This is a genomic window from Sulfurospirillum tamanense (assembly GCF_016937535.1).
Taxonomy (GTDB): domain Bacteria; phylum Campylobacterota; class Campylobacteria; order Campylobacterales; family Campylobacteraceae; genus Sulfurospirillum_B; species Sulfurospirillum_B tamanense.
This window is the reverse complement of sequence record NZ_JAFHKK010000001.1, coordinates 39,631-58,972: the sequence shown is the minus strand read 5'-3', so window position 1 is coordinate 58,972 and position 19,342 is coordinate 39,631. Positions and strand designations below refer to the sequence as shown.

13 protein-coding genes and 1 pseudogene are annotated in these 19,342 nt (G+C 45.5%); 11 read left to right on the top strand and 3 right to left on the bottom strand.

The window, feature by feature from the left end; all coding sequences use genetic code 11:
- Window positions 1–61: 61 nt before the first annotated feature.
- The 9 genes and pseudogenes from nifJ (at window position 62) to JWV37_RS00260 (ending at window position 14,749) form a co-directional block, all read left to right on the top strand.
- A complete protein-coding gene (nifJ, locus tag JWV37_RS00300; protein ID WP_205457646.1) occupies window positions 62–3,616 on the top strand; it encodes a pyruvate:ferredoxin (flavodoxin) oxidoreductase in 3,555 nt (1,184 codons plus the stop codon).
- A 179-nt stretch (window positions 3,617–3,795) separates the two neighbouring features.
- Window positions 3,796–4,476 carry a response regulator transcription factor gene (locus tag JWV37_RS00295; RefSeq protein ID WP_205457645.1) on the top strand — a complete coding sequence of 227 codons (681 nt, stop codon included), beginning with the start codon at window positions 3,796–3,798 and terminating at the stop codon, window positions 4,474–4,476.
- The gene (locus tag JWV37_RS00290; protein WP_205457644.1) at window positions 4,469–6,115 is read left to right on the top strand and encodes an ATP-binding protein; all 1,647 of its coding nucleotides are present in this window, start codon (window positions 4,469–4,471) and stop codon (window positions 6,113–6,115) included. Before JWV37_RS00295 ends, JWV37_RS00290 begins: the two co-directional genes overlap by 8 nt.
- Window positions 6,116–6,166: 51 nt before the next feature.
- The gene (dsrO, locus tag JWV37_RS00285) at window positions 6,167–6,958 is read left to right on the top strand and encodes a sulfate reduction electron transfer complex DsrMKJOP subunit DsrO (RefSeq protein WP_205457643.1); all 792 of its coding nucleotides are present in this window, start codon (window positions 6,167–6,169) and stop codon (window positions 6,956–6,958) included.
- Window positions 6,955–8,133: an NrfD/PsrC family molybdoenzyme membrane anchor subunit gene (nrfD, locus tag JWV37_RS00280; protein ID WP_240331927.1), complete on the top strand. Its 1,179-nt coding sequence runs from the start codon at window positions 6,955–6,957 to the stop codon at window positions 8,131–8,133. The genes dsrO and nrfD overlap by 4 nt, the downstream gene beginning before the upstream one ends.
- Window positions 8,120–11,017, top strand: a pseudogene (locus JWV37_RS00275) (molybdopterin-dependent oxidoreductase); the annotation flags it as partial. The gene nrfD and the pseudogene JWV37_RS00275, both read left to right, overlap by 14 nt.
- A 251-nt stretch (window positions 11,018–11,268) precedes the next feature.
- Window positions 11,269–12,282, top strand: coding sequence for a Fe(3+) ABC transporter substrate-binding protein (locus tag JWV37_RS00270; RefSeq protein WP_205457641.1), 1,014 nt, complete (start codon window positions 11,269–11,271; stop codon window positions 12,280–12,282).
- A complete protein-coding gene (locus tag JWV37_RS00265; protein WP_205457640.1) occupies window positions 12,273–13,826 on the top strand; it encodes an ABC transporter permease in 1,554 nt (517 codons plus the stop codon). The genes JWV37_RS00270 and JWV37_RS00265 overlap by 10 nt, the downstream gene beginning before the upstream one ends.
- Entirely contained in the window at window positions 13,823–14,749 is a 927-nt protein-coding gene (locus JWV37_RS00260; RefSeq protein WP_205457639.1) for an ABC transporter ATP-binding protein, read from the top strand. Before JWV37_RS00265 ends, JWV37_RS00260 begins: the two co-directional genes overlap by 4 nt.
- On the opposite strand, the gene JWV37_RS00255 is transcribed toward JWV37_RS00260, so the two are convergent.
- From JWV37_RS00255 to JWV37_RS00245, 3 genes are all read right to left on the bottom strand, one after another.
- Window positions 14,739–14,933 carry a hypothetical protein gene (locus tag JWV37_RS00255; protein WP_205457638.1) on the bottom strand — a complete coding sequence of 65 codons (195 nt, stop codon included), beginning with the start codon at window positions 14,931–14,933 and terminating at the stop codon, window positions 14,739–14,741. The genes JWV37_RS00260 and JWV37_RS00255 overlap by 11 nt on opposite strands.
- Before the next feature lie 72 nt (window positions 14,934–15,005).
- Window positions 15,006–15,242 carry a hypothetical protein gene (locus JWV37_RS00250; RefSeq protein WP_205457637.1) on the bottom strand — a complete coding sequence of 79 codons (237 nt, stop codon included), beginning with the start codon at window positions 15,240–15,242 and terminating at the stop codon, window positions 15,006–15,008.
- A gap of 19 nt (window positions 15,243–15,261) precedes the next feature.
- Complete coding sequence (locus JWV37_RS00245) at window positions 15,262–17,046, bottom strand: Na/Pi cotransporter family protein (protein ID WP_205457636.1); 1,785 nt, start codon at window positions 17,044–17,046, stop codon at window positions 15,262–15,264.
- 113 nt (window positions 17,047–17,159) lie between these two features.
- Between JWV37_RS00245 and JWV37_RS00240 the strand changes: the two genes are divergently transcribed.
- On the top strand, window positions 17,160–17,471 hold the full coding sequence (locus tag JWV37_RS00240; RefSeq protein WP_205457635.1) for a DUF2325 domain-containing protein: 312 nt from the start codon (window positions 17,160–17,162) through the stop codon (window positions 17,469–17,471).
- Window positions 17,472–17,547: 76 nt separating this feature from the next.
- Complete coding sequence (locus JWV37_RS12970; protein WP_205457634.1) at window positions 17,548–19,299, top strand: methyl-accepting chemotaxis protein; 1,752 nt, start codon at window positions 17,548–17,550, stop codon at window positions 19,297–19,299.
- The last annotated feature ends 43 nt before the right edge of the window (window positions 19,300–19,342 follow it).

The following is a 19,342-nucleotide window of genomic DNA, read 5'->3' as shown; positions in this document are numbered from 1 at the left end:
TAGAATAAATTCCATTTCTACGTAAGATGAGATCAAAAAATACATAATGCAAGGGGAACCTATGACAAAAGTCATGCGAACGATGGATGGCAACGAAGCAGCAGCTTACGCTTCATATGCTTTTACGGAAGTGGCGGGTATCTACCCCATCACGCCTTCTTCTCCGATGGCTGATTATACGGATCTTTGGGCGGCAAAAGGAAAGAAAAACCTTTTTGGCATGCCTGTTAAAGTAGTTGAAATGCAATCTGAAGGGGGTGCTGCTGGTACGGTTCACGGCTCACTTCAAGCAGGCGCACTTACTACAACTTACACGGCTTCTCAAGGCCTTCTTCTTAAAATTCCAAATATGTACAAAATTGCAGGGCAATTGCTTCCAGGTGTTATTCACGTTAGTGCCAGAACCCTTGCAACCCATGCGCTTTCTATCTTTGGAGACCACCAAGATGTATACGCTGCGCGCCAAACAGGTTTTGCGATGCTCTCTACGGGTTCAGTGCAAGAAGTCATGGACCTTGCAGGTGTGGCCCATTTGGCAGCCATTAAGGGACGTGTTCCTTTTATGCACTTCTTTGATGGCTTCCGTACCTCTCACGAGATTCAAAAAATCGAAGTGATGGATTATGCGGAATTTGACCGTTTGCTTGACAAAGAAGCCGTACAAACTTTCCGTGATGCCGCTCTTAATCCTGCATCTCCTAAAACACGCGGTACTGCACAAAACGATGATATTTATTTCCAAGGCCGCGAAGCACAAAACCCCTTTTATGAGGCCTTACCTGATGTTGTTGCAGGATACATGAAAGAGATTTCAAAAATCACAGGACGCGACTACAAGCCTTTTACTTTCTATGGAGCAAAAGACGCGACCCGCGTAGTGGTTGCCATGGGTTCTGCGACAGAGTGTTTGCGTGAAACGGTAGATTATTTGGTGGGTAAGGGTGAAAAAGTAGGCCTTATCGTCTGCCATTTGTTCCGCCCCTTTAGCATCAAATACCTTCTTGATGTGTTGCCCGAAACCGTAGAAAAAATCGCTGTACTTGACCGCACAAAAGAGTCAGGTTCTGTGGGTGAGCCACTCTATCTTGATATGCGTTCAGTGTTTTACGGACGCAAAAATGCACCTGTTATCGTTGGTGGACGCTACGGTCTTTCCTCTAAAGACGTAGACCCTGCACAAATGTTGGCAGTGTTTAAAAACCTCGAAGCAGACGAGCCTAAAAATGGATTTACAGTAGGCATTGACGATGATGTTACCTTTACTTCACTTCCTATTGGCCCCAAAATGAGCCTTGGTGGTGATGACGTGCGCGAATGTTTGTTTTATGGACTTGGTGCAGACGGTACGGTAGGTGCAAACAAAAACTCCATTAAAATTCTTGGAGACAAAACTGATCTTTACGCACAAGCGTATTTTGCTTATGATTCCAAAAAATCTGGCGGATATACGCGCTCTCACTTGCGGTTTAGTAAGCATCCTATTCGCTCTACCTACCTTGTTTCAACGCCGAGTTTTGTGGCCTGTTCAGTAGCCGCGTACATGGATTTGTATGACATGGTAGGGGGCATTCGTGAAGGCGGTACGTTTTTGCTTAATTCCATTTGGGATGCAGAAGAGACTGTAAGTCGCATGCCAAACCATGTTAAAAAAACACTAGCACAGCGTAAAGCAAAATTTTACATTCTAAACGCTACCAAGCTTGCGCGCGAGATCGGTCTTGGTAACCGCACCAACACGATTATGCAATCGGCGTTCTTTAAACTGGCTGACATTATTGATTTTGAACAAGCACAAACGTACATGAAAGAGTTTGCGCACAAATCCTACATTAGCAAAGGCGAGAAAATCGTTGAGCTAAATTACAAAGCCATTGACCAAGGGGCAAATGGGCTTATTGAAGTACCTGTTGACCCAGCATGGGCAGACTTGCTTGTAGAGAGTGGCAAAAAAGATGCTTATGAGGGCACGGATTTTGTAGAAAAAATCGCTAAGCCTGTGAACGCTGCCAAAGGTAATGACTTGCCTGTTTCTGTGTTTAAGGGTTATGAAGATGGCTCCTTTGAGCATGGAACAAGTGAATATGAAAAACGTGGCATCGGCGTTATGGTGCCTAAGTGGATTGAAGAAAACTGTATTCAATGCAATCAGTGTGCCTTTGTATGTCCGCATGCAGTCATTCGCCCTTTCCTTATCAATGACCAAGAAATGGCTAGTGCGCCTGCGGGTGTCAAAAACCATGCTATCGAAGCCAAAGGCAAGGAAGTTAAAGGCTACATGTACAAAATCCAAGTTTCCGCACTGGATTGTACAGGATGCGAATTGTGTGCCGAAGCGTGCCCTTCTAAAGAAAAATCTTTAGTAATGGTACCACTGGGCGAAGAGCTCGAAAAAGGCGAACAAGAAAACGCGGATTATTTGTTTAAAAAAGTGACGTACAAAGACGACGTCGCAGGCAAGCCAAACGCTAAAAACATTCAGTTTGCACAACCTTTGTTTGAATTCCACGCGGCGTGTCCAGGGTGTGGAGAAACACCGTATTTGACCCTTGCGACACGTATGTTTGGTGACCGCATGATGATTGCCAACGCGACAGGATGTTCATCCATTTATGGCGGTTCTGCTCCAACAACACCGTACCGCAAAAATGAAAAAGGTGAAGGCCCGGCGTGGGCAAACTCACTTTTTGAGGACAATGCAGAGTTTGGCATGGGGATGGAAGTGGCAGTAGAAACCATGCGCCACCGCATCGAAAATATTATGCACGAAAGCCTTGAGAGTGCGCCTAATGCTCTTGCAGCCTTGTATAAAGACTGGATTGAGTTTAAAAATAACGGTAAAAAAACCCAAGAAATCAAAGAAAAACTCATTCCGCTTTTGGAAGCCAACCAAAATGTAGCGGGCGTCAAAGAGATCCTAAGTCTCAAAGGTTACTTGGTGCGCCGTTCACAGTGGATTGTTGGGGGCGATGGTTGGGCTTATGATATCGGTTATGGTGGCCTTGACCATGTGCTTGCAAGCGGTGAAAATGTCAACGTCCTTGTGCTTGATACGGAAGTGTACTCTAACACGGGCGGCCAAAGCTCCAAATCTGCACGCGCAGGTTCTATCGCGCAATTTACCGCTTCGGGTAAACCGACGCAGAAAAAAGACCTTGGTTACATCGCCATGACTTATGGTAACATTTATGTGGCGCAGATTAACTCCAATGCATCACAGGCTCAAACCTATAAAGCACTTGAAGAAGCAGAAGCGTACGATGGTCCTTCGTTGGTGATTGCCTACTCACCGTGTATTGCACACGGGATTAAGGGTGGCATGGGAAGCTCAGGTAACCAAGGAGAGCTTGCAACAAAATGCGGGTATTGGCCAATTTACACCTACGATCCGCGCTTGGAAGCCGAGGGTAAAAACCCCATTAAAATCACAGGTAAAGAGCCTGATTGGGATGCATACGAAACCTTCTTGATGAACGAAGTACGTTATGTTTCACTCAAAAAATCCAACCCTGAAGAGGCAGATAAGCTCTTCAAGAAAAATAAAGCTGACTCTATGCGTCGATGGCGCCAGCTTTCGCGCTTAGCGAGCCTTGATTACTCTGACGAAGTCGCCGAGTAATCAAGCAGGTCAGAACCATCTTTGGGTGGTTCTGACCCCTTTACATGTAGAATAATTTCTCCTTCGTTCTAATACAAAAAATAGAATTACCAAAAGCAACAATACTTTGATCTTTCGTCTAAGATTCTTTTTTTATGTTAAAATTACTCCCTGCTGCATTTTGGAACAAAGAAAGCGCAATGAACAATATTTTATCTATTCTGGAGAACCGTACGGTTTTATACGCGGAAGATGAGCCTGGTATTCGTGCCAATGTAGTCCAAATCTTAGAACTGTTTTTTGACAAGGTTTTTGTGGCAAAAGATGGCAAAGAAGCGTGGCTTCTCTATGAAGAAGAGAATCCCGATGTGTTGATTGTTGATATCTGTATGCCGCTTATGGATGGACTTGAAGTGGTCGCGGCCGTGCGAAAGTCTAATCAGCTTATTCCTATCATCGTGTTAAGTGCACACCGTGACGAGGCAAACTTGTGGCGTGCGGTGGAGCAAAAAATTTCCAAATACCTCACTAAACCTTTTCGTAAAGAAGCGCTTCTTGAGGCGTTGCGCGTATGCGCCCTTGAGCTTTTGGGTGGAGTTTTACATGTAGAGCTTTCTTTGGATCTCGTCTACTCGCCTTGTGAAAAAAGCCTTACATGTAAAGAAGAAAAAATCCCTTTGAGCAATCAAGAAAGCAGGTTGCTTGAGTATTTTATCGCAAGGCGTGGGCAAACCCTCTCTTTTGAGGAAATCCAAGACCACTTATGGGGATACGAAGCGCCCAGCAAAGAAGCCATAAAGGCACTTATTAAATCTTTGCGGAAGAAAGCAGGAAAAGAACACATTAAAAATCACTATGGCATAGGGTATATTCTTGATTGAAAAACTGCGCTCTTTGCATGATAAGCTTTCCACAAAAGTTAAAACGATTGTTTTGGTGCTGGGGCTTTTTGTCTTGCTCTCTTTCGTTTTTGTCTATTTGCGCTACATGGATACCCGAACATTCACAGAAGAATCCCAAGCGTTTTACGTAGAACGCATCCAATCTGTTTACACCGAAACCCTCAAGCGTACGGAAAATTTTTATCGCAACAGAGGGTATGCTAACCTTAACTCTTTTGGCATCAGCGCTGCTTTAGAAGAGGAAAACACTACTCTTTTGCAAGAACTTTCTGAGTACCGATGGGAGGTGTTAAAAATGGAAAATCCCTACCTCTCTTCCATGGCATTTTATGATGCAAATGGGATGCTTTTAGCTAGCCTTGGCAGGGAGGCCCCTTTGAATGTTTCCTATCCAAATATTCCAGTGGGATTTTGGCTAGATGAGACATTGTGGTACCGTGTACTTGTACCGTGGAAGGCGTATGGCTACATTATGTTTGAGCTTGATCCACGCTACTTTTTAGCGGAAATCGTAGAGCTTACAGGGCTTGAGGGTTTTATTCTCATGAAGAACAACACTCTCGTGTCCCTTCATGAAAGTTCCGTTGAAAAGCTCTTTCAACACTCTTTAGATAACCACCATCAAGTGCGTAACACCTTTAGTGCCAGCACCTCTCTTTTTTCGACCCATCGCATTGTTCAAAATGATGCGCTTGGGGAGAACTTTTTTGAAGTGCTATTTTTTCAAGATATCACACCTGCCAAGCAGCGCTTAAGCCATGCTATTTTTGAAAGTGTGGTTATTATTATGCTTTTGGGCGTGGTTGCTTTTGTTGTTTTGCACTGGGGGTTTGATGTGCTGATTCGTCGCATTGAAGAGCTCAATGCTACCCTTGAAAGGCGGGTGGAGGAGGAGATTGGGAAGCGCATGGAAAAAGAGCAACTGCTGGTGCACCAAAGCAAGTTGGCAAGTATGGGAGAGATGATTGGTAACATTGCACACCAGTGGCGCCAGCCCCTCACACAGCTCAACACCATTTTAATAGCCATTGAACTTTTTTATGAACGGGGCAAACTCACCCCCTCAATACTACAAGAGAAGATTCAAGAAGCCCAAGGGCAGATTGATTTTATGTCCAACACCGTGGATGACTTTCGTCATTTTTTTGCTCCTCAAAAACAAAAAGAACGGTTTAATCTTTCTGATACAATCACTAGCACTCTTGCACTGGTGCAATCTTCTCTTGCTAACAATACCATTACATGTACCTACACCAAAGAAAAAGATCTTTTTGTAAAGGGCTACAGTAACGAAGTTGCACAAGTGCTTTTAAATCTCATTTCAAACGCCAAGGATATTTTACTTGAGCGCAACATTCAAAATCCCTATATTCATATTTCTTTGATGGAAAAAGAGGGTTTTGTGGCTATAGAAGTCAGCGATAACGGCGGTGGTGTTCATGTTGCACCTATTGAGAAGATCTTTGAACCCTATGTAAGCACCAAGCATGCTAGCATGGGAACTGGCATAGGGCTTTATATGAGTAAAATCATCATCGAAAAAAACTCCCACGGGCATTTACATGTAAAGAATACGCCCAGTGGCGCTTGCTTTACCATTCTTCTCCCTTCTCCCTAGTTTCTCCCTTTTGGTTGTTAGACTGCGATAAACCTTTATTAAGGAGAATCGATGCCAAACGACCCCTCAAGACGACGTTTTTTAAAGCAAGGTGGGATTGCGGCACTAGCAGGAGCCACGAGCGCACAAGCGTTTTCGCTCAAAAATCCTGGACGTGATGCCCAAGACCCAAGATACATTGGCGATGCAAAAGCCCATTATGCGATGGTGATTGACCTTCGCCAGTGCGTAGGCTGTCAAGCCTGTACTGCTGCTTGCAAAGTAGAAAATGCTGTTCCAAAAGAGCAGTATCGCACCTTTGTTAGTGAATTTGAAATAGGGACTTTCCCTCATGTGCGCAAAGGCTATGTGCCCCAATTATGCAATCACTGCGACAACCCTTCTTGTGTAAGCGTATGTCCCACAGGCGCAACGTTTAAACGCAAAGACGGAATTGTGGTGGTAGATAGTGAAATTTGCTGGGGATGCGGGTACTGTTTGAATGCCTGTCCTTATGATAAACGCTATTTTAATGCACAAACCAAAGTGGCCGATAAGTGCACCTTTTGCGCCCACCGTCTTCAAGATGGATTATTGCCTTCTTGTGTGGAGACGTGTGTGGGCGGAGCGCGCATTTTTGGTGATCAAAACGATCCAAATTCTGAAGTTTCAAAAATGCTTGCCACATTTCCAACTTCTGTTTTAAAACCCCATCAAGGAAATGCGCCTCAAGTGTTTTATATTTCCTTAGACAGTCGCCTTGAAGCCGTACATGAAGCTACACCCATGCTAGATGATGTGGTACGCAAGGAGCTCGGGTTGTTAGACAAAGAGTGGCCAAAATTACCAAGGGGGGTTTCATGATGGAGTGGATGAGTACTATTGCGGCAATTTCGCCCATGCGCGCGTGGGGCATTGATGTGCCAAACTATTTTTGGTTTACTGGAAGCTCTGCTGCGGCGTTTATTATCTCCAGCTTTGCTCATGTTTTTGGATTTAAACAGTTTAAGCCCATTGCTGGTTTTTCATTATTGCTAGCCTTTGTGCTTCTGGTTGCTGCACCATTTAACTTGATTGATGACTTAAAGCAACCTGGACGCTTGGTGAACTTCTTTCTTTATGGCTGGGAAAATTTTGGAACCTCGCCAATGAAATGGGGAGTTTTATTGCTAATAGCCTATCCTGTGCTTATTTTGGTAGAAGCACTGATTTTATACCGCCCTTATTTTATTAAACGCATGGAAGAAGGGCGGGGATTTTCTCGCACCTTTTACCGATGGCTTACTTTGGGCCGCGCTTCTTTAGATGCGCAAAGTTTGGAAAAGGACCATCGACTAGGCTTCACATTGGGCGCTGTTGGTATCCCGCTTGCCTTGTGTGTGCACGGATATACAGGCTACATCTTAGGGGCAGTGCATGCCAATACTCTATGGCACACGCCGCTCATGCCCGTTCTTTTTTTAGCTTCTGCGATGGTCTCTGGAACAGGATTGCTTTTGGTGCTTTTGCCTATTTTTCAGCGGTTCTTTTCTCTTTCTCAAGCTATTGATCGCTCCATGATGGCAACTTTAGCCAAGCTACTTGCATGGTTTATTGTGATAGACCTTGTGGTTCGGGCGCTGTGGTTGAGTTTTGCTATGCCCTTTGGGATGCAATCACGGGAACTACTCTATCAATTTTTTAGCCTTCATTTTAATATGGTTGTCTATGTGGAGTATGGCTTATGCCTCATTTTGCCTATGATTGTAGGCTTTAGCAAATTGCGCCATAATCTTGGCATTGTTATTGCAACGGGGGTTATCTCTGCGGTTGGTGTGTGGTTATTTCGCTGGAATACGGTCATCGGTGGACAAGAGATTCCCCGTAGCATGCCAGGGTTTACCCAGTACATTCCTGAAATTTTTGGACAAAACAGCATTGTCTCCGTAGCATCCAATTGGGGTATTTTTATAGCTCTTTTAGCCCTTGTGGCAGTTATTTTTCCTTGGGATGAGGAGATGGAAACACACTATCAAGGAGTAAATAATGGAAGCAAATAGACGAAAATTTTTAATCGGAACTTCTTTGGTGGCCGCTTCTGCTTCTATGGCTGGCTACAAAGAGATGTTAGGTACTGCGGTGACCATGGGGCGCAAAGGAAGAGCTGCAAAAGACGCCATCTATGCGGATGCGCAAGAAACCGAGGGGGTCATCGCTACTTCTTTTGACAAAAACAGCGCTTTTTCTCTTCGCAATGCGGTGTGTAATGGCTGTACTAGCCACTGTGGTATGCGCGTAAAAATTGACAACGCAACAGGAAAAGTAGTCAAGGCATCTGGAAATCCTTACAACCCCCTCTCTACTGATCCTTGGCTACCCTACAACACACCACTTGAGGAAAGTTTTGTCCTTCTTGGAAAAGAGACAGGGCACACTTACCGCTCCACTGCTTGTGCTAGAGGCAATGTGGTTTTTGATCGGCATTATGATAAGGGCAGAGTGCTGACTCCTTTGAAGCGTGTGGGAAAACGAGGTGAAAACCGGTGGCAGAGCATTACGCCTGAGCAGCTACTAAAAGAGATTGTTGAGGGTGGAGACCTTTTTGGTGAAGGCACGGTAAAAGGGTTGGCTGCCATTAGAGACCTTGAAACCCCTATGGACCCCAACGACCCCAAATGTGGTCCTAAAGCCAACGGTCTTTGTGTTTTAGGCACAGGCAACGAGGGACGACAAGCTTATATGGTGAACCGTTTTATCGGGGCTTTTGGAACACGCAACTATATGGGCCATACCGCTATTTGTGGTCTTTCTATGCGTTCAGGCGAAGCGGCGTATTTGGGAGATTTTAAAGGATACCCTCACTTAAAGCCTGACTTTGAGCACTGCGAATACCTTTTAACCATCGGCACAGCACCTGCACAAGCGGGAAATCCTTTTAAGCGCCAAGCAAAACTTTTAGCAAAAGCGCGCACGTTTGGCAAACTCAAATGTGTTACCGTTGCCCCCATGCTTACCAATGCCGATGCCCTAGCAGCAGGAGATCGGAGTGAGTGGATTCCCATTCAGCCTGGTGGAGATTTGGCCTTTGTGATGGGTTTATTGCGGGTTATGATTGAGGAAGAGCTCTATAATGCATCTTACCTAAAACTCCCTTCTGAAACAGCCCAAAAAGCTTTTAATGATGCTTCATGGACCAACGCCACCCACCTTGTGATTCAATCGGGTGAAAAAACAGGGCATATTCTAGCCCAAGAAGAAGCACCTCTTGTATTGGAAGAAGAAACAGGAGTACTTAAGCCTGCATCAGAAGTTCTCCAAGGGCGTTTGTTTGTGGATACGCAGGTGGAATTTCAAGGAGAAACTATCGGTGTCAAAAGTGCTATGAGTCTTTTAAGGGAAGCTGCTCTTGCGCACACCCTTGAAGAATACGCACAAGAAAGCGGTGTGAGTGTTGAGCGCATCGTGCGCACAGCCAGAGAGTTTGCTTCCCACGGGCGCAAGGCGGCTGTTGATTGTCACGGGGGAACCATGCACACAACGGGTTTTTACACCACCTATGCCATTATGATGCTTGGAGCGATGGTGGGCAACCTGAACTACCAAGGAGGCATGAGTGCTGGAGGCGGAAAATACAAGGACTTTAATGGAGCAAAATACAACCTTCTCGGTTTCCCAGGAAAAGTTGCAAGCCAGGGGTATCGTGTGGATAGAGCGCGTTTTGCTTATGAAAAAACCACTGAGTACGCTCAAAAAGTAGCCCGAGGAGAAAATCCTTATCCAGCAAAAGACACATGGTATCCTCTCACCAATGCCCTAGAGTCCGAAGTGATTTTTAATAGCGCCAAAGGCTACCCCTACAAGCTTGATGCGCTCATTAGCTGGAATGCGAACTTTATCTATGGACAAAGTGGTGCTAATGCCCTAGAAGAGCTTTTAAAAGACCCCAAAAAAGCAGTTCCTCTTATCATTGCGATAGACCCATTCATTAATGAAACATCACGCTTTGCAGACTACATCGTTCCTGATTCGGTGATGTATGAGACATGGGGCGTGGTGAGTCCTTGGGCTGGGTATCAGACTAAGGCAAACTCTGTGCGTTTTCCAACCATTGCTGCGCCTCAAGCCACCTTTGCCAACGGAGAGCCTGTTTCTATGGATAGCTTTGTCATTGAGCTTGGAAAGGCACTTGGGTTGCCCGGATTTGGCGAAGGCGCCATTGTGGGCAAAGAGGGAGAAAAGTACGATTTTAATAGACCTTCGGACTTTTATTTGCGCGCCTTTGAAAACATCGCTATAGATGGCAGTGGCGTCCCTGAGTGCAGTGATGAAGAGATTGAACTTGCGGGATTAGAGCCTTATGTTAAACTCCTTCAAAACACCTGCGGTCAAAACTGGCGCAAAACGGCCTATGTGATGGCAAGGGGTGGGAGATTTGAAGAAAAAGAGAAGGGATATGTTCACGGAAAGCTAGCCCATCCTTACAAAAAGCCTATTCAAATCTACAACGAGCCTTTAGGAACGGCTCGTCACGCTCTCACAGGCGAACCTTTTAGTGGCGTGCCAACCTTTATGCCAGCGCGACTAGCCCGAGGCGAAAAACTCTTTGCCCTTTATCCCAAAGAGAAGTTTCCTCTCAGTGCTTTTAGCTATAAGTCAAACGTGCTTTCTCAAGCCACTGCTTCAAGCCAGATGATTAAAGAAATACGGCCTACAACCTACATTGATCTTAACCCTCAAACAGCAGCCCAGCAAGATGTTTCGCACGGGCAAAAAGTACGGCTTGTTTCGCCTGGAGGAAGTGTTGAGGGGCGCGTGCGTTTGCGTCATGGAGTTTTGCCAGGAGCTGTTGCCATTGAGCACGGCGCAGGACGTGATGGTGAGGGCGCACTTGATGTGTGGATTGATGGACAAAAGATAGAAGGCTGTGCTTTGCGAAAAAGTGGGGCAAACATTAATAAATTGGGGATTATGGATAGCTCTAGAGAATTAGCCACACTTTCTGATTTCGTGATTGGCTCCAATGCCAGACAGGCGTTACCTGTGCGCATAGAGACTATTTAGTAGCATTACATGTAAGGGCCCTCTCCCTTACATGTAAACACAGAGCAAGTGCAAAAAAATTCTCCTTATAATGAAATTAATTATCAATTAAGTATTTCGCGTTATAATTGACGAAAAATTTTCCAAGGAGTTTTATGAAATCTGTAAAATATTTGGCAAGTGCCTTGCTTGTTGGCGCAAGCGCTTTGATGGCCGCTGGAGAAGTAAACCTTTACTCGCACCGCCATTACGACACAGACAGAGAGCTTTATAAAACCTTTGAAACCCAAACAGGTATCAAAGTAAACGTTGTGCATGCCAAGGCAGAAGAGTTGTTAGCCCGCCTAAAAATCGAAGGCGACAATTCTCCAGCAGATGTGTTTATTACTTCGGATGTAGGCAACCTATACGACGCTAAAGCCGCAGGCGTGCTCCAAAGTGTTTCCTCTAAAACCCTTAATGAAATCATCCCAGAACATTTGCGCGATACAGATGGCCAGTGGTACGGCCTCACCAAGCGCGCGCGTGTCATTATGTACAACAAAGAAAAAGTAGACCCTGCTACTCTTTCTACATTCGAGGCTCTTGGGGATGCAAACTTTCCTTATAAAATTGCTATGCGCACTTCCGCCAATGCGTATAACAAATCACTCATTGGGGCGATGATTGCCCATCATGGCGAAGCGGGCGCTTTGGCATGGGCCAAAGGTGTTGTCGCCAACATGGCACGCGCACCTAAAGGCAATGACCGCGACCAAATCCGAGCCGCTGCTAGTGGCGAAGCCGATGTGGCGGTAGCAAATACCTACTATGTAGGACGTTTTGTCACATCAAGCGATCCTGCTGATCGTGAAGTGGCGCAAAAAGTAGGCATTTTCTTCCCGAACCAAAACGACCGTGGCACGCACGTTAATATCAGTGGCGCAGGGGTGACTAAATCTGCCAAAAACAAAGAAAATGCCATGAAGCTTTTAGAGTTTTTGGTAAGCCCAGAAGCGCAAAAAAACTTTGCCCATGCCAACTTTGAATACCCCGTTAATTCTGCAGTTGAAATCAGTCCTGTTGTTAAAGCATGGGGTACGTTCAAAGAGGACACCTTGCCCCTAAGTGCTGTTGGTGAAAACGGCGTTAAATCTGTAAAAATTGCCCAAGAAGCCCAATGGAAGTAAATCGGCTTAAGCCCTTCATTGCCCCAATTTTTGGGGCAATTCTCTCTCTCCCCATCCTTTTTCTTCTGGCTTACGCTCTCTTGGAGGGAGTTTCGCTGGAGGCATTTTCAAACTTAAACTTGGCCACATACGCAAAAAGCACGCTTTTGTTGGTCTTAGGCGTGGGCGCGCTCGTCTTTGTGTTTGGAGGGCTAAGTGCATACCTTGTGGCGAGGTTTGAGTTTGTAGGAAGTCGATTTTTTTCCCTCTCTTTGGCTCTGCCTTTGGCGATTCCTAGCTACGTGGTCGGGTACGCTTATAATGGCATCTTTGAATACGCAGGCTTGCTCGCTCAGCTCACAGGTATCACGGGCCATTTTAGTATCCTTACTCTTTGGGGAGCCATTGTCATTTTTGGCCTTTCCATGTACCCGTATGTGTTTATCGTGGCGCGCGCGGCATTTTTGGGGCTTTCTAGTTCAGTGGATGAGGTGGTAAAACTCCAAGGCATTGGCCCTGTGCGGGCCTTTTTTAGAGCCTATTTGCCGCTGGTGTACCCTGCGCTTTTCATCGGCTTGTTTTTAACTTCTATGGAGGTTATCAGCGATTATGGCACGGTGTTGTATTTTGGGGTGGAGACCTTTAGTGTAGGGATTTTCAAACAGTGGTTTGGTTATGCAGACTTGCAAGGCGCCATCAAAATCGCCCTTGTGCTGATGGTGTTTGTCTTTACCCTTTTGCTTCTAGAATCCAAAGCCAAGGCCCGCATGCGTTATGCCACGGGAGGCTTTAGCGCCAAACCCCTCCAAAAACAACGCCTCAAAGGCCTTAAGGCGTTAGGCGCTTTTGCCTTTTGCGCTTTGTTGTTTACGTGCGCGTTTGTTGTTCCTGTGGCAGTGCTTGGGTATTGGGCTATTTTGGACCCGCGCAGTGGTAGTTTGGATTTGGGAGGCTACACGTTTGGCACCCTCTCCATTAACCTTGGTAGCGCCTTTGTGATTATGGTGTGTGCATTTGTGGTGCTGTTTTTTACGGTGGCTTACCGCACGGCTCTTGCTAAAATTGCTTACCGTGTTTCTCTTTTGGGATACTCTATCCCCGGCGCGGTTGTAGGGATCGGGGCACTGTTGTTGTTTAGCAGCATAGATAAAGCACTAGGGCAGTATTGGCTTGGTGGCACGTTTTTTGTGCTCATATTTGCTTACGTGGTGCGTTTTTACCCCGCAGGAGTAGGAGCGCTTAATAGCGGGTTTAGTAAGATAACAACAGAACTCCAAGAAGCCAGCAAGCTCTATGCCAAGGGTGAGTTTGCGCGCATGTGGCGTGTGAGTTTTCCGATGGTCAAGGGAGCGTTCATGAGCGGGTTTTTGATTGTATTTATTGATGTTAGCAAAGAGCTTCCTGCGACGTTGTTGTTGCGCCCTTTTAATTTTGATACCCTTGCCACGCGCATTTACGAACTGGCAAGCAATGAGATGCTTCCCGCCCTTGGGTTGCCCTCGCTGGTGTTAATTTCTATGACAACAGTGGCGGTGTTGTTGTTAAATTTGAGGATATTTAGATGAGTCTTTTACATGTAAAGCAGTTGGAAAAAACCTTTTGCGACGGGTCTGTTTGTGTGGCAAAATCCATTAACTTGGAAGTCAGTGAAGGGGAAATTTTTACCCTTATGGGTAAAAGTGGCTGTGGCAAAAGCTCTTTGTTGCGGATGATTTGTGGCTTTGAAACGCCTTGTAGCGGGGAGATTATTTTGGGCGGGAAAACCCTTTTTGGCAAGGGCGTGAACCTCGAAACCAAAGAGCGCGAGCTTGCCATTGTATTTCAAAATTATGCGCTTTTTCCGCACATGAGTGTAGCACAAAACATTCTTTTTGGGTATGAAAAAGAGGGTAAAACACGTCTGGGGGCATTGCTTGAAAAAACAGGCATCAGTGCCATCAAAGAGCGCTTTCCTCATGAGATAAGTGGGGGACAGCAACAGCGCGTAGCCCTATGTCGCGCGCTTATTCGTCATCCAAAACTGTTGCTTTTGGATGAACCTTTTAGTAGTGTGGACAGTGAATTGCGTGCGAGTTTGCGCGATGAATTAAAGCAGATGATTAAGGCTTTTGGTATCACTTCTATCTTTGTTACCCATGACCGCGAAGATGCGTTTCACATGAGTGACCGAGTCGCGCTCATGGCCCAAGGAGAAATCTTGCAAGTCGGTGAGATAGAAACCTTGTACAAGCACCCCAAGTCCAAACTATGCGCCCAGTTTTTAGGCAAAATCAATGTCTATGAAGAAGACGGAAAAGAGAAAATGTTTCGGCCTGCGGATATACATGTAAACCCAAAAGGGGCTTTAAGTGGCGAGGTAAAAGAGTGTGTGTTTCACGGGTTTTATTACGTAGTGCTGGTGCAAACGCAAGCCGGAGAGATGACACTCTTTACAAAAGAGCCGCACCCTCTGGCTGCGCCTATCGCTTTTGATGTGCTTAGCGGTTAAGTTGTGCGCTCATGGCTTCGTTGGATTTGACCACTTCGCCACTGCCATGAATGACATGAGGGATGCAGGGCGTACAGATGTGTACAAGTTCGCCCCCTTTGTTGGCTTGAATAAACACTGCTGAGGGATCTTGGTCGCTTGGGCGGCCACAGACGTTACATACTTGAATACCATTGATTTCCATGTTCTATCCTTTGAAAAATTTAGCGCAGTATAGCATGTTGGGGTATGCTTGGCATTGAGACGCATCAACCCTTTAGGTTTCTAAGAGTTTTTCACCTTTTTTAATCTGCTTTTTGAGCACATCGATAGATTCTTTCAAATCTTCGATTTCTGTAGGTTTTTTGGCTAGCTTGAGTTGTATTTTGAGTTCAGCGCGTTTAGCTTTTAGCTTGTGTAATAAATCCAAAATAGCCTCTTTTTTACTAGAAGTTTCAGGCTCAATAAGTCCAAACAGTTCTTGAACGCGTTCAATAAATTTACGTTTTCCCATTCATTTTCCTTTTGTGTGTTTACGCAACGTCATCTTCACTAAGCGTGATGACTTCACTAGTGTGTTCGTACAGGGCGTGGTTGGTGAATAAAATTTTAGCCATGGTGGTGAGATTGGCTGCGATGGCACTAGCATAGGCTGTGTCATTCATCAAGGAAGTGGCCATGGTGTTGGTGATTTTTTGCTCGCGGATGAGCTTGTCTAAAGAGCGGCCTGAGACTGCATCAAACGCCTTACTCTCTCGCTCGATTTTACCAAAAAGCAGGGTAAGCATTTCTTCCTCTTCGGTGTTAAGAAGCAGATTAATGTGGCGCAACTGTTTAATGAGGTTGGCGCGAATAAAATTGTACTCTTCGGCAATGTACGTGTTAGAAGAGCCAACATAACGTAGCATGTTGGATTGAAGGTGTTTGGCGTCTTTAATAGCTTCAGCTAGGCGCAATGAGGCGCGCCGAATCTCCATGATAGCTTCCGTGTCAGCCTCGTTTGCGTTGGTTTGCGCACGCACGGCAAAGGCGATAATTTTGCTGTAAACGGGTTTGAATTTACGCTCGTACAAGCTCTCCATGTCTTTGGGCATGGGGCGAGAGCGTTGTAAAATAATCTCATCAGGAGCGATACCTGAGGTAATGTCACCAGGCCTTACGCTTAAAGCATATGCAATGAGGCTTTGGCCGTTGATGTAGAGGTGTTTGGTCTCTTTAAAAAGAACTTCTTTGGCGGCGTTTGGAAATTCTAAGGCGGCCTCATTGAGATAAAGGGCGTCATCCACGCGCACTAAGGTTTGGGGCTTTTCTTTGATGAATGTGTTTAAAAGCCAAACCATTTTTTGGGTAAAAGGGAGCAAGGCGACAATGCCAATAAGGTTAAAAAGAGTGTGAAAAAGGGCAAGCTTAAGAGTGTAGTCTTGCGCTTCAATACCAAGAAAAGCGGCACCAAACTCAACGATGTCAACCAGTTGGTAAATAAATGTTATGGCCAATATGCCTGTAAGAAGATTAAAAATCAAATGGGCAACAGCCAGTTTTCTGCCCTCTAAGTTTGCGCCTAAGGAGCCAAGAATAGCCGTGACAGTTGTGCCCACATTTGAGCCAATGGCAAGGGCAAGGGCGTTTTCGTAGCTGATTTGGCCTGCGGCTAGGGCGGTGATGATGAGCACCAAGGTGGCATGGGAAGATTGCATTACCAACGTTGCTATGATGCCAATGAAGGTATAGAAAAAGACACCCTTAAATCCATTCATGGCGTATTGGGAGAGGTCAAGAGTCTCTTTGAAGGCCTCAAAGCCTTCTTTCATGTAATGGATGCCTAAAAACAAAAATCCAAGCCCACTGAGCACATACCCAAGTCCCCGCAAAGAGTTGTTTTTGCGAAAGATGAGTAGCATGCCAAAGACAAGCATAGGCATAGCATAAGCGCCGATGTCCACTTTGAGGCCAAATCCCGCCACGAGCCAAGCGCCTGTGGTGGTGCCTAAATTTGCCCCAAAGATAATCCCAATCCCCGCTCCCAGTGTAATGAGTCCTGCGCTTAAAAAAGAGATGGTAAGCACCGAGACCAAAGAGCTTGATTGCATGAGTGTTGTAGCGACAATGCCAAACCCAACACTTTTAGAGAGTTTGTCGGTGGAACGTTTTAAAACGCTTTCTAAAAGCCCACCCGAGAAAGCCTTAAATCCGTTTTCCAAAGAAAGCATGCCAAAAAGAAAAATAGCCACACCTGCGCTAATTTTTAAAAAATGTTCACTTTGGATAAACAAGTACCCAAGGGCAAACATAGCAAGAAAAGGAAATAAGCGTGTCATGAAATCTCCGTGGTATTTTATATGTCAATCATACCCAGTGAAAACTTAAGGGCCAAGCATTCTTTCAGCTTACTGTGAATATAATAACCATTATCAATAAAAAAGGGGTTGCAATGCAGATTTTGGTTGTCGGGGCAGATGAGATTCGTCCCATTAAATCGGTTTTGGAAGAGTTGGGCGCAAGCTCTGTAACCCATTGGGATGCGCGTAACGAAAATCGTGTTAACCGCAAATCCATCCCTTGCGACACAGGATGCGTGGTGATGCTTACCTCGTTTCTTAATCACAACACCATGAAAAAAATCAAAACCGAAGCCAAAAAACGTGGCATTCCTTTAGTGTGCGCTAAGCGAAGTGTAGGGTGTGTATACAGCGAATACTGCAAGGTTTTTGGTCTTAGTGAGGAGTTTTGCTGTAGAAAATAGTCTTTACATGTAACTGTTTGGCAATGAAACTTTTGTACTATTTTGGGCATTTATTTTCCCCAAAAGGAGAGACGCCATGTCTCGTTCGTTGCCTCTTGTTAAGCGCATCTCTTTCGCGCACAGTTTTTTAGCCACCTCTTTTGTTGTTGGCATTACGTTTACGTTTGCGGGTGTGCTTTTTTATTCCTACTTTCAAGAAGTTTCTCTCTACCAGCAAGCGCAAACCAAACAATCTCAAACTCTTAAAAATAATATTGATGCTATTTTGCAGACCAATACCACGACGCTAGATAATTTTTCTTCCATGAATCAAGGTGCTTTGGAGTTGGGTAAAAGCTATGAAGACATTGCATTGCTACGCCAGATAGGCCGTGAAATATCATTGTTGACCTTTCGCCCCAGAGAAGCGCGAAAAATGGAACGTCTTGCTAAAGAGCTCCAAGCGTGGGAGCAGACATCTACGGCAAAACATAAGTTTATTGAGGGCATTGCCAGTCAGCTAAAAATGCAAGCGATTGCTTTTGAAAACGACCCAAGTCCCCTTAACGCAACAGATATTCAAAAAAGCATTAGCGACATTACAGGAACAGTAATCAACATAGCCCTTGGGTTCAACACAACACTCTTGACCCAAATGCAAGAAGTAGGACAGGGTATCGAAGGGGTTAATGCTTCGCTTTTAGAAAATGAAAAAGATGTGCAAGCCTTGGAAGTTTCGCGTAAGCGCATGGAAGAAAAAGGCAAGGAAATTCTTTTTTTCGGGATGCTTGCTTTTGGAATTTTAGCCTTTTTGCTCGCGTTTCAAGCATGGCTTATGCGGCTTTTTTCCAAAGATGTTTCTCGCCTAACGCGCTACCTCAAAGAGGTGGTGGCGGGAGAGAGGGTGGACTTGTCTCAGCCTTTGGTATTTCACCCAGATTCCAAAGATGAGACAGATTTTATTTCCCGTTCGTTGCATGAGGTGTTTGGTACCATTAAAGCCGTTTTATCCACTGCCCTTCATGCCTCGGTTCAAACCCGTGAATCTTCCAAAGAGCTGCGTAGCTCCTCGGCACAACTAGTGGAAACCATTCACGCCCAAAAACAAGAAATTGATAATCTTGGTGGCATGGCAGGCGCTATTGGGGGTGACTTGGATGAGGCGATTGGCTTGGCAAAAGAGACAAAACGCTCCTTGCAAAGCAACCAAGAAGTGATGCAGGAGTTTGTAGAACACTTGCAAGAGGTCGGCAAAACAGTAAACCTCAGCAGTGAACACCAAAACAGCATCAGTGACAAAATGCACCACCTCTCCAGTCAAACCGAGCAAACCAAAGGAGTGCTTGGCATCATCGCCGACATTGCCGACCAGACCAATCTTTTGGCACTTAATGCCGCCATAGAAGCCGCGCGTGCGGGCGAACACGGGCGCGGGTTTGCCGTTGTGGCTGATGAGGTGCGCAAACTGGCCGAACGCACACGGGATTCCTTGGGTGAGATAGATGCTATTATGATGCTAATGCTTCAAGGCATTCACACCAACACCCAAGAAGTAGGAGCTATCAATAACGAGCTTGCAAGCATCGCTCAAAAAGCCGAAGAGTTGGTGCGGTTTGGTTTGCAAAGTGCTTCCCAGCTCGAAAGCGCCATCACAGTCTCTTCCAAAGTGGTGGAAATCAACGAAACCAACGCCCAAAAAACAAAAGCCTTTATAGATACCATGACGGGGATTGTGGCCCTTTCAAGTGGCAACGAAACCGAGGGGGAGAAGGTTGCGAAAATTGCCTCAGAGATTGCCCAAACATCCAAAGGCCTTCGGGATGCATTGCAACGGTTTGGTGTGGCGTAATTTTGTGTTACAATGGCCAAAATAAAAAGCACCAAAGGAAAAA